Genomic DNA, 11308 nt, shown 5'->3' with positions numbered 1-11308 from the left:
TTTCCCAGTAATTGCCATGCTAGTAAGGACTTAGCGAAACCACGCGCCGATAAGCGCGGGCTTTCGGTGGCAGTTCACGCACCGCCCGTCTGCCTTCACAAAGCTGTCTGTGTGGCGTTCAGTCCGTTACAAAAATGGGCCGTGACAAGTTGCCGGCAGGCTTGTGCATCCCGCGCAAGCAGCGCACCGACGATCGCCCGGTGCTCATCCAGCGATTCGGCCAGCCGTCCCTCCCGGAACAGCGAGTGGTGGCGATTCAGCTTCATCAACCGGCGCAGATCCCCCACGATCTGCAGCCGCCAGCGGTTGCCGTCGATCTCCAGCACGCGCAGATGGAAGCGCTCGTTGGCGGCGAAGAAGGCGTCCCTATCGGGTAACGCTTCTTCCAGCGCCCGGTGCAATTCGCTCAGCTCCGTCAATTCGGCATCGCTCGCGCGATTGGCGACTTCGGCGGCGGCGTCACTTTCGAGAAGGGAGAGCAGTTGGTAGGCTTCCCGCACATCCCGTTCGCTCATCTCGGTCACGTAGGCGCCGCGGCGCAGCTTCATCGTCACCAGGCCCTCGGCGGCCAGAACCTTCAGCGCCTCGCGCATCGGCGTGCGGCTGATCCCCAGCTCGGCGCAGAGCTTGAGTTCGTCGATCCACGACCCTGGTTCCAGTTCCCGTGCCAGGATCTGCTGGCGCAGCCGGTCGGCCACCTGCTCGTACAGAGCCGATGCGGCGAGAGGGGCATGGTCGAGTGAGCCGGGCATGGCGGCCGAGTGTAGCGATTCTGAATTCATAATTATGAATAACGGTTCGGCTAAGATGTCAGCCCAGTTACAGGAGAGTTTCGATGTCGGACGCCAGCCGAACCGGGGATGCCCGCGAGTTCAAACCTGCCACGCTGGAGCAATGGACCAAGGCCGCCGCCAAATCGGCCCCGGGCGGCGATGTGGCTGCGCTGAACTGGGTCACGCCCGAGGGCTTGACTGTCAAGCCGCTCTACACCGCCGCAGACGTGGCCGGCCTGCCGCATGCCGACACACTGCCGGGCTTCGAGCCCTTCCTGCGCGGCCCGCAGGCAACGATGTACGCCGCGCGGCCGTGGACCATCCGCCAGTACGCCGGCTTCTCTACCGCCGAGGAAAGCAACGCCTTTTATAGAAAGGCGCTCGCCGCCGGCGGCCAGGGCGTGTCCGTGGCCTTCGACCTGGCCACCCACCGCGGCTACGACAGCGACCACCCCCGCGTGACCGGTGACGTCGGCAAAGCCGGCGTGGCCATCGACTCGGTGGAGGACATGAAGATCCTGTTCGACGGCATCCCGCTGGACAAGGTGTCCGTCTCCATGACCATGAACGGCGCCGTGCTGCCGGTGCTGGCCGGCTATGTGGTGGCGGCGGAAGAGCAGGGCGTGTCCCAGGCCCAACTGGCCGGGACCATCCAGAACGACATCCTCAAGGAGTTCATGGTCCGCAACACCTACATCTACCCGCCCGAGCCGTCGATGCGCATCGTCGGCGACATCATCGAGTACACGGCGCGGGAGATGCCTAAGTTCAACTCCATCAGCATCTCCGGCTATCACATGCAGGAGGCCGGCGCAACCCAAGCGCTGGAGCTGGCCTTCACGCTGGCCGATGGCCAGGAGTATGTGAAGACGGCCTTGGCCAAGGGCCTGAGCGTCGACGACTTCGCGCCGCGGCTTAGCTTTTTCTGGGCCATCGGGATGAATTTCTATCTCGAGATCGCCAAGATGCGCGCGGCGCGGCTGCTGTGGTGCCGCATCATGAAGGGCTTCGGTGCGACAAGCCCCAGGAGCCTGATGCTGCGCACCCACTGCCAGACCTCGGGATGGAGCCTGACCGCGCAAGACCCGTACAACAACGTGGTGCGCACCACCATCGAAGCCATGGCCGCCGTCTTCGGCGGCACGCAGAGCCTGCACACCAACTCGCTGGACGAAGCCATCGCGCTGCCCACCGAGTTCAGCAGCCGCATCGCCCGCAATACCCAGCTCATCATCCAGGAAGAGACCCACATCACCAGCGTCGTCGACCCCTGGGCCGGCAGCTACATGATGGAAAAGCTCACCCAGGACATGGCCGACAAGGCCTGGGAGATCATCGAAGAGGTCAATGCCCAGGGCGGCATGATCAAGGCGGTGGACTCGGGCTGGGCCAAGCTGAAGATCGAAGCCAGTGCCGCCGAGAAGCAGGCGCGCATCGACTCCGGCCAGGACGTCATCGTCGGCGTCAACAAATACAAGTTGGCCAAGGAAGACCCCATCGACATCCTCGACGTGGACAACGTCAAGGTGCGCGATGGCCAGATCGAGCGCCTGAACCGGATCAGGGCCACGCGTGACACCGCCGCGGTGCAGGCCGCGCTGACCTTGCTCACGCAAGCCGCCGAGACCGGCGAGGGGAATCTGCTGGACCTGGCCATCAAGGCCGTGCGCCTGCGCGCGACCGTGGGCGAGGTGTCTGACGCACTCGAAGCCGTGTTCGGCCGCCACCGCGCCGACACGCACAAGGTCAGCGGCGTCTACGCGGCCGCCTACGACTCGGCCGAGGGCTGGGCCAAGCTGCAAGCGGAGATCGCCGCTTTCGGCGACGAGCAAGGCCGCCGTCCGCGCGTGATGATCGCCAAGCTTGGACAGGATGGCCACGACCGCGGCGCCAAGGTCGTTGCGACCGCGTTTGCCGACCTGGGCTTCGACGTCGACATTGGCCCGCTGTTCCAGACCCCCGAGGAATGCGCCCGCCAGGCCATCGAGAACGACGTGCACGCCGTGGGCATCTCGACGCTGGCGGCCGGCCACAAGACGCTGGTGCCGGCCATCATTGCCGAGCTCAAGAAGCAGGGCGCCGACGACATCATCGTCTTCGTCGGCGGCGTCATCCCAGCCCAGGACTACGACATGCTGTACGCCGCGGGCGTGAAGGGCATCTATGGCCCCGGCACGCCGATTCCGGCCAGCGCCAAGGACGTGCTGGAGCAGATCCGCATGCAGGTTGTCGCCTGATGACGCCGACGCTGGCGCCCGTCGTCGACGCCGACTTCGAGGCCATGCTGAGCATCCGCATGGAAGCGCTGCGCGAGAGCCTGGAGCGGCTCGGCCGCTTCAACCCCGAGGTGGCGCGGGCGCGGCTGAGAAGCCAGTTCCGGCCCGAGTGGATGCAGCACCTGGTTGTGGATGGTGAGCGCGTCGGCTACTTCACCGTCGAGCCGCGCGAAGGCGAGCTGCGACTGCATCACCTGTATCTGCGCCCGGCGGCGCAAGGGCAGCGCATCGGCGCCTGGGTGCTCGATCAGGTCAAGTCGCGCGGCCTGCCCATCACCTTGGCCGCATTGCGCGAGAGCCGCGCCAACGACTTCTATCGCCGACACGGATTCAAGGTGGTCGAAGAGCAGGATTTCGACATCGAATATCGCTGGGAGGCCGCTTGAGCGTCGCCGGACCGCTGCAAGCCGGCGACCGCCGGGCGCTGGCCAAGGCCATCACGCTCATCGAGTCCACGCGGGCCGACCATCGCGAGCAGGCCGATGCGCTGTTGACCGAGCTGATGCCGGCGACGGGCCACTCGCTGCGCCTGGGCATCTCCGGCGTGCCGGGCGTGGGCAAGAGCACCTTCATCGAGGCCTTCGGCCTCTTCCTGCTGGAGCGCGGCCACCGTGTGGCGGTGCTGACGGTGGACCCGTCCAGCACGCTGTCGGGCGGCGCCATCCTGGGCGACAAGACGCGCATGGAGAAGCTCTCCATGGACACGCGCGCCTTCATCCGCCCCAGCCCCAGCAGCGGCACGCTCGGCGGCGTGGCCGAGAAGACGCGCGAGGCCATGCTGCTGTGCGAAGCGGCGGGCTACGACGTCGTCATCGTCGAGACGGTCGGCGTCGGCCAGAGCGAGACCGCCGTGGCAGGCATGACCGACCTCTACCTGCTGCTGCAGCTGCCCAACGCGGGCGACGATCTGCAGGCGATCAAGAAGGGCGTCATGGAGCTGGCCGACCTCGTCGTCATCAACAAGGCCGACCTGGACGATGCCGCCGCTACACGTGCGCAGGCTCAGATCACGTCGGCGCTGCGGCTGCTGCCCACGCATGCGCACGCCACGCAGCGCGTCATGAAGGTCAGTGCCCTCAAATCCAAAGGCATCGAACCCGTGTGGGACGCACTGGCCGCGTTGCGCAGCGAGCGAGAAGCCAGCGGTGCCTGGAACACCAGGCGCCGCGAGCAGTCGCTGGCGTGGATGTGGGAACGCATCCAGTCCGGTCTGAAACAAGCCTTTGTCGCGCATCCTGCCGTCAAGAACCAACTCGATGCCGCAACGGCAGCCGTGCGGGACGGCCACACGCCGGCTTCCACCGCGGCACGCCAGTTGCTGGCCACCTTCAGGAGCAACCCATGATCACCGGCCTGCATCACATCAACCTGCGCGCACCCGCCGAGCTGCTCGCCGTGCTGCGCGATTTCTACCGCGACGTGCTTGGCCTCGAGCAAGGCCCGCGGCCGGATTTCGACAGCGCGGGTTACTGGCTTTATGCCGGCGGCCACCCGGTCGTGCACCTATCCACGCAGCGCGCCAATGAGGCGGTGCGCGGCCCGGTCAACCCCGCCGCACCGACGACCTACGACCACACCGCCTTCTTCGGCACCGACCCGACGGCCACCGCAGCGCATTTGCGTACGCTGGGCGTGGCCTTCCACGAGTCCCGCTCGCCCGTCACCGGCCAGCACCAGTTCTTCTTCCAAGACCCCGCCGGCAACGGCGTGGAGATCAATTTCCCGTTCGAGGGTTGAACCGACATGCAAGACATCCTGCAAGCACTCGAAGCCAAGCGCGCGCGCGCACGGCTCGGCGGTGGCGAGAAGCGCATTGCCGCCCAGCACGCCAAGGGCAAGCTGACCGCGCGTGAGCGGCTGGAGCTGCTGTTCGACGAAGGCAGCTTCGAGGAATGGGACATGTTCGTCGAGCACCGCTGCGTGGACTTCGGCATGCAGGACAACAAGATTCCCGGCGACGGCGTCGTGACCGGCTACGGCATGATCAACGGCCGCCTCGCCTTCGCCTTCAGCCAGGACTTCACCGTCTTCGGTGGCGCGCTCAGCGAGGCCCATGCCGAGAAGATCTGCAAGGTGATGGACCAGGCCATGAAGGTGGGTGCCCCGGTCATCGGCCTGAACGACTCGGGCGGCGCGCGCATCCAGGAAGGTGTCGCCTCGCTGGGCGGTTATGCCGACGTGTTCCAGCGAAATGTGATGGCTTCGGGCGTCGTGCCGCAGATCAGCATGATCATGGGCCCCTGCGCCGGGGGGGCGGTCTATTCCCCGGCCATGACGGACTTCATCTTCATGGTGAAGGACAGCAGCTATATGTTCGTCACCGGCCCCGAGGTCGTGAAGACCGTGACGCACGAGGAGGTGACCGCCGAGGAACTGGGCGGCGCCACCACGCACAACAGTCGCAGCGGCGTGGCCGACCTGTCGTTCGAGAACGACGTGGAAGCGCTGCTGATGCTGCGCCGCTTCTTCAACTACCTGCCGCTGTCCAACCGCGAGAAGGCGCCTTGCCGCCCCAGCGGCGACCCCGCCACGCGCCTGGACTATTCGCTGGATACCCTGGTGCCGGAGAACGCCAACAAGCCCTACGACATCAAGGAGCTGATCCTCAAGGTCGTCGATGACGGCGACTTCTTCGAGCTGCAGCCCGATTACGCGAAGAACATCGTTACCGGCTTTGCGCGCATGGAGGGCCAGACGGTCGGCATCGTCGCCAACCAGCCGCTGGTGCTGGCCGGCTGCCTGGACATCAAGAGCAGCATCAAGGCCGCGCGCTTCGTGCGCTTCTGCGACGCCTTCAACATCCCGGTCGTCACCTTCGTCGATGTGCCCGGCTTCATGCCCGGCACCTCCCAGGAGTACGGCGGCATCATCAAGCACGGCGCCAAGCTGCTCTACGCGTATGCAGAGTGCACGGTGCCCAAGATCACCGTCATCACGCGCAAGGCCTATGGCGGCGCCTATGACGTGATGGCCTCCAAGCACCTGCGCGGCGACGTCAACTTCGCCTGGCCCAACGCCGAGATCGCGGTGATGGGCGCCAAGGGCGCGGTGGAGATCATCTTCCGCGAGGACAAGAAGGATCCGGCCAAGCTGGCCGAGCGCGAAGCCGAATACAAGGCCCGCTTCGCCAATCCCTTCGTGGCCGGCAGCCGCGGCTTCATCGACGACGTCATCCAGCCGCACGAGACGAGGAAGCGCATCTGCCGCAGCCTGTCGATGCTCAAGGACAAGAAGCTGGAGAATCCGTGGCGCAAGCACGGGAATATTCCGCTGTGAGCAAGGCAAGCTGCGCGGCCGAGGCCAGGCGCCTCACCGACATCCCGAACATCGGCAAGGCGATGGAAGCCGACCTGATCGGTCTGGGCATCGCAACGCCCGCGGACGTGAAGCGCATGGACCCGTACAAGACCTACGACCGCCTGCGCGACCCCATGGGCCAGCGCCATGACCCCTGCGTGCTGGACACCTTCATGGCTGCCCACGACTTCATGAACGGTGGGCCCGCCCAGCCGTGGTGGCACTTCACCGAGCAGCGCAAGAAGCTGCTGGGCAAGACGAAATAACGAGGCAACTATGTTCACCAAGATCCTGATTGCCAACCGGGGTGAAATCGCCTGCCGGGTGATTGCCACGGCCCAGAAGATGGGCATCAAGACGGTCGCCGTCTACTCCGAAGCCGACAAGGACGCCCGCCATGTCGAGCTGGCTGACGAGGCCGTGCTGCTCGGCCCGGCGCCGTCGCGCGAGAGCTATCTCGTCGCCGACAAGATCATTGCCGCGGCCAGGAGCACCGGCGCGCAGGCCATCCATCCCGGCTACGGCTTCCTGTCCGAGAACGAGGCCTTCGCTCGCCGCGTCGAGGAGGAAGGCCTCGTCTTCATCGGACCCAAGCACGCCTCCATCGCCGCGATGGGCGACAAGATCGCTTCCAAGAAGCTGGCCAACGAGGCCAAGGTCAGCACCATCCCCGGCCACAACGAGCCCATCCTGTCGGCCGAGGAAGCCGTGGGCATCGCCGCCAGGATCGGCTACCCGGTCATGATCAAGGCCAGCGCGGGCGGCGGTGGCAAGGGCCTGCGGGTGGCCTTCAACGACAAGGAGGCCTTCGAGGGCTTCACGTCCTGCCGCAACGAGGCGCGCAACAGCTTCGGTGACGACCGGGTCTTCATGGAGAAGTTCGTCGAGCAGCCGCGCCACATCGAGATCCAGGTGCTGGGCGACTCGCAAGGCAACGTCGTCTACCTGTGGGAGCGCGAATGCTCCATCCAGCGCCGCCACCAGAAGGTCATCGAGGAAGCGCCGTCGCCCTTCATCAGCGAGGCCACCCGCCGCGCGATGGGCGATGGGCGAGCAGGCCGTGGCCCTGGCCAGGGCGGTCAACTACCAGAGCGCCGGCACGGTGGAGTTCGTCGTCGGCAAGGACCAGGACTTCTACTTCCTGGAAATGAACACCCGCCTGCAGGTGGAGCACCCGGTTACCGAGTGCATCACGGGGCTGGATCTCGTCGAGCAGATGATCCGCGTCGCCGCCGGCGAGCCGCTGACCTTCACGCAGGAGCAGATCAAGCGCGAGGGCTGGGCCATCGAGTGCCGGATCAATGCGGAAGATCCCTTCCGCAATTTCCTGCCGTCGACCGGCCGCCTCGTCCGATACCAGCCACCTGAAACCACCATGGCGCAGGCCGAGCCGCAACGCTTTGGCGTGCGCGTGGACACCGGCGTCTACGAGGGCGGCGAGATCCCGATGTTCTACGATTCGATGATCGCCAAGCTCATCGTGCACGGCCGCGACCGCGGCGAGGCGATCGCCAAGATGCGCGAGGCGCTGAACGGCTTCGTCATCCGCGGCGTGTCCAGCAACATCCCCTTCCAGGCCGCCCTGCTGGCTCATCCTGACTTTGCGACCGGCAACTTCAACACCGGCTTCATCGCCCAGCACTATGCCGGCGGCTTCAAGGCCGAGGACGTGCCGCATGACGATCCGCTCTTCCTCGTCGCATTGGCCGGCTTCATCCGCCGCAAGGCCCGCGAGCGCGAGGCCGGCATCAGCGGCCAGTTGCGCGGCCACGAGGTGCAAATCGAGCACGACTATGTGGCCGTGGTGAACCAGGGGCAGGGCAGGACGGAGCGCCATGCGCTGCACATCAGCGAGTACGCCGGCGCCTTGGGCGAGGCGCGCGTGCAGGTCGGTGACAAGGACTACCGGATTGCCTCCAGCTCGCGCCTGAACGATGTGCGCATCACCGGCACCGTCAACGGCCTGGCCTTCACGGCCCAGGCGGAGCGCGGCACGGCCAGGAACCCGCTGGCCTACCGCATTCATCATGGCGGACGCTCCGTCGAGCTGACCGTGCTGAGCCCGCGCGCGGCCGAATTGCAGGCGCTGATGCCCTACAAGGCGCCGCCGGACACAAGCAAGTTCCTGCTGTCGCCGATGCCGGGGCTGCTCGTGCACCTGGCCGCCCAGGTCGGCCAGACCGTGCAGGCGGGTGAGCGGGTCGCGGTGATTGAGGCGATGAAGATGGAGAACATCCTGACCGCCCTGCAGGACGTGACGGTCGCCGAGATCCTGGCCAAGCCGGGCGAGAGCTTGTCGGTGGATCAGCCTATCCTGCGCTTTGCCTGAATCGATCGCCATCGTCGGCGCCGGTGTCGCCGGCGCGGCTGCGGCCATCCGGTTGGCCGAGCGCGGTGTATCGGTCGAGCTGTACGAGGCGGTGGCCGAGCCCCGTCCCATCGGCGCCGGCCTGCTGTTGCAGCCGACCGGCCAACGCGTGCTGACGGCCATGGGCCTGCTGGATGGCGCACTGGCACTGGGCAGGCGCGTGGACCGGCTTTTTGGCGACACGGCAAGCGGCCGCGCCGTGCTGGACATGAGCTACCGCCGCTTCCATCCCGAGGCCTACGGCCTGGGCATCCAGCGCGGGGCGTTGATGGGCTTGCTGTGGGGGCGGGTGCGCGAGCTGGGCATCCGCTGGCACTGCGGCGTGGCGGTCGAAGGCTTTGAGCAGGATGAACAGGGCGTGGCATTGAAGCTGGCCGACGGTGCCGCGGTCCGGCACTCGGCGCTGATCCTCGCCAACGGGAGCTTCTCGCGGCTGCGCGAGCGCATGAATGTCGACCAGCATGTGCGGGCCTTTCCGTGGGGCGCCGTCTGGACCGTGCTGCCCGCGCCACCAGGGTATCCTGAGATCGAACTGCGCCAGCGCTTCCGCTCGGCGTCGCAGATGCTGGGCCTCATGCCCGTCGGCAAGACGCATCCCGGCGACGGCGAGCGAGGCATCAATCTGTTCTGGAGTTTGCCGGTGGCCGATCTCGAAGGCTGGCAGCAGCGCCTCGGGCTTGACCGGCTCAAGCAGCAGATGACGACGCTGTTTCCCGACGTGGCGCCCCTACTCACCAGCTTGCATGACGCGGCCCAGTTGCGCGAGGCGCGCTATGCCGATGTGTGGATGCGCCGCTGGCATGACGGCCGCGTGCTGGCCATTGGCGACTGTGCCCATGGCATGAGTCCGCAACTGGGCCAGGGCGCCAACATGGCCCTGATCGATGCGCATGAGCTCGCAGCCGAGGTGGGTGACGACTGGCCGCAGGTCTTCGAGCGCTACAGCCGGCGCCGCCGTGCGCACCTGCGCTTCTACGGCCAGGCCAGCAAGGGGCTGACGCCGATGTTCCAGTCCCATGCGGTTGTCGCGCCCTGGTTGCGTGACCGCTTCTTTGGCTGGGGTGGTCGTCTGCCCTATATCCACCAGCAATCCATCGCGACGCTGGCTGGCGTCAAGACGGGCTGGCTTTGGGGCCGGCTCAAGCTCTGACCCAGGTGCTGGCGCTTTTTCGCTTTTCTACTTCTCGAGGTTGACATGACGCGTCCCTACAAGATTCTCGGTCTGCAGCAGATCGCCATCGGCGGGCCGGACAAGGCCGCGCTGCGCAAGTTGTGGGTCGACGTGCTCGGCCTGCAGGTCACCGGCCAATACGTTTCCGAGCGCGAGAACGTCGACGAGGACATCTGCACCCTTGGCGACGGTCCGCACCGTGTCGAAGTCGACCTGATGCAGCCGCTGGACCCCGACAGGAAGCCGGCAGTGCACACGACGCCGCTCAACCATGTCGGCCTTTGGGTGGACGACCTGCCGGCGGCGGTTGCGGCGATGACGGAACAAGGTGTGCGCTTTGCGCCGGGGGGCATTCGCAAGGGCGCGGCCGGCCATGACATCTGCTTCATCCATCCCAAGTCGAGCGAGGAGTTCCCGATTGGTGGCGAGGGCGTCCTGATCGAGCTCGTTCAGGCGCCGGCCGAGGTCATCGCGGCGCTGGGCTGAGCCTCTCGTCGAGGCCGTAGCGGCGCTGCAGGGCGACCAGTGCGACCTGCTCCTCGTGCAGGAAGCGGTCGAACTGGGCGACCAGGTCGGCGTGCTTCAGGCTCGAAAGCCGGTAGTGGTACTCGTAGGGGGCTGGCGCCAGGGCGGTGGACGGCACCAATGCACCCGGTCGGCCCAGTTGTTCCAGCTGATACCGGCCCACCGGCAATGCGACATGCACGCCGTCGACACGGCCGGCCAGGGCCATGCGGATCAGCCGCGAAGGGTCGCCCGCTTCGGTCAGGCGCAGGCTGCCGCCCTGGATCTGTGGCAGGAAGCGTTTGGGCGTGAAGCCGCGCACGATGCCCAGGTTGTGCACCGGCAGGTCGCGATTGGCCGCCGGCACCATGACGACGTCCTGGAAGGGCACGGCCGGCTCGGAATAGGCCAGCGCCAGGCCGCGCTTGGCTTCGGCCTCCCAATTGGGGTTGTCCGGAAAGACGCCATCGAGGCGACCCGCGGCATGCTCGGCCGTCAGCCGCTTGGTGGGCAGGGGCAAGTAGTCGAAGCGGTGATCGTGACGGCGGGCGAACAAGTCCAGCAGGTCGCGCGCATAGCCGCGGTAGTCACCGTTGCCGGCCGTGCTCATGATGGGGGCGTAGTCAACGTCCTCCACGCCAATGACGAAGTGGTCGGCGCGAGTGCCGCCAGCGGCCAGCAGCACCGCGAGGCAGGTGATGAATCGAGCCTGGAGTCGTCGCATGAAACCTGCGGGTCCGCTGAGGACGGCATCCTCGCACAGGGCCCGAGCGTGGCAAGCCATGCTTGCATCGCTGCGAAGCGGTTCGCTGGTCGCGAAGCGGTGATTCCCGAATCGCCGCTTCTGCGAAGTCGTACCCACCCGTAACCTGCATGCAGCAAAACTTGCGCGTGCCGCGCTGGGCTGACCGGCCCGTGG

Annotated in this window: 10 protein-coding genes and 1 pseudogene; 9 read left to right on the top strand and 2 right to left on the bottom strand. The window is 66.5% G+C overall.

All coding sequences use genetic code 11. The features are described 5' to 3' along the window. Positions 1–95: 95 nt before the first annotated feature. Positions 96–752: a GntR family transcriptional regulator gene (locus ASC95_RS21400; RefSeq protein ID WP_057299721.1), complete on the bottom strand. Its 657-nt coding sequence runs from the start codon at positions 750–752 to the stop codon at positions 96–98. A gap of 83 nt (positions 753–835) precedes the next feature. Here ASC95_RS21400 and scpA point away from each other — a divergent pair, with 83 nt between their 5' ends. The 9 genes and pseudogenes from scpA to ASC95_RS21355 all read left to right on the top strand — a co-directional run bounded on the left by scpA (position 836) and on the right by ASC95_RS21355 (position 10371). After that, positions 836–3010: a methylmalonyl-CoA mutase gene (gene scpA, locus ASC95_RS21395; protein ID WP_057299720.1), complete on the top strand. Its 2175-nt coding sequence runs from the start codon at positions 836–838 to the stop codon at positions 3008–3010. Next, positions 3010–3435 carry a GNAT family N-acetyltransferase gene (locus ASC95_RS21390; protein WP_235538003.1) on the top strand — a complete coding sequence of 142 codons (426 nt, stop codon included), beginning with the start codon at positions 3010–3012 and terminating at the stop codon, positions 3433–3435. Before scpA ends, ASC95_RS21390 begins: the two co-directional genes overlap by 1 nt. Continuing rightward, complete coding sequence (gene meaB / locus ASC95_RS21385; protein WP_235538002.1) at positions 3432–4394, top strand: methylmalonyl Co-A mutase-associated GTPase MeaB; 963 nt, start codon at positions 3432–3434, stop codon at positions 4392–4394. The genes ASC95_RS21390 and meaB overlap by 4 nt, the downstream gene beginning before the upstream one ends. Beyond that, positions 4391–4786, top strand: coding sequence for a VOC family protein (locus tag ASC95_RS21380; protein WP_057299718.1), 396 nt, complete (start codon positions 4391–4393; stop codon positions 4784–4786). The genes meaB and ASC95_RS21380 overlap by 4 nt, the downstream gene beginning before the upstream one ends. 6 nt (positions 4787–4792) lie before the next feature. Next, positions 4793–6325, top strand: coding sequence for an acyl-CoA carboxylase subunit beta (locus ASC95_RS21375; protein ID WP_057299717.1), 1533 nt, complete (start codon positions 4793–4795; stop codon positions 6323–6325). Further along, the gene (locus ASC95_RS21370; protein ID WP_057299716.1) at positions 6322–6612 is read left to right on the top strand and encodes a helix-hairpin-helix domain-containing protein; all 291 of its coding nucleotides are present in this window, start codon (positions 6322–6324) and stop codon (positions 6610–6612) included. The genes ASC95_RS21375 and ASC95_RS21370 overlap by 4 nt, the downstream gene beginning before the upstream one ends. A gap of 10 nt (positions 6613–6622) precedes the next feature. Further along, positions 6623–8675, top strand: a pseudogene (locus ASC95_RS21365) (acetyl-CoA carboxylase biotin carboxylase subunit). Continuing rightward, positions 8668–9864, top strand: a complete 1197-nt coding sequence (locus ASC95_RS21360; RefSeq protein ID WP_057299715.1) for an NAD(P)/FAD-dependent oxidoreductase — start codon at positions 8668–8670, stop codon at positions 9862–9864. Before ASC95_RS21365 ends, ASC95_RS21360 begins: the two are co-directional and overlap by 8 nt. 45 nt (positions 9865–9909) lie before the next feature. Continuing rightward, positions 9910–10371: a VOC family protein gene (locus tag ASC95_RS21355; protein ID WP_057299714.1), complete on the top strand. Its 462-nt coding sequence runs from the start codon at positions 9910–9912 to the stop codon at positions 10369–10371. Here ASC95_RS21355 and ASC95_RS31230 read toward each other — a convergent pair. Next, positions 10352–11113 (bottom strand): ABC transporter substrate-binding protein, encoded by a 762-nt coding sequence (locus ASC95_RS31230; protein ID WP_057299713.1) that lies wholly within the window; start codon positions 11111–11113, stop codon positions 10352–10354. The two genes, ASC95_RS21355 and ASC95_RS31230, sit on opposite strands and share 20 nt — an antisense overlap. Positions 11114–11308: the final 195 nt, after the last annotated feature.

The sequence above is a fragment of the Pelomonas sp. Root1217 genome, from assembly GCF_001425705.1.
Lineage (GTDB): Bacteria > Pseudomonadota > Gammaproteobacteria > Burkholderiales > Burkholderiaceae_C > Pelomonas.
This window is presented reverse-complemented; position numbering and strand designations above follow the sequence as displayed.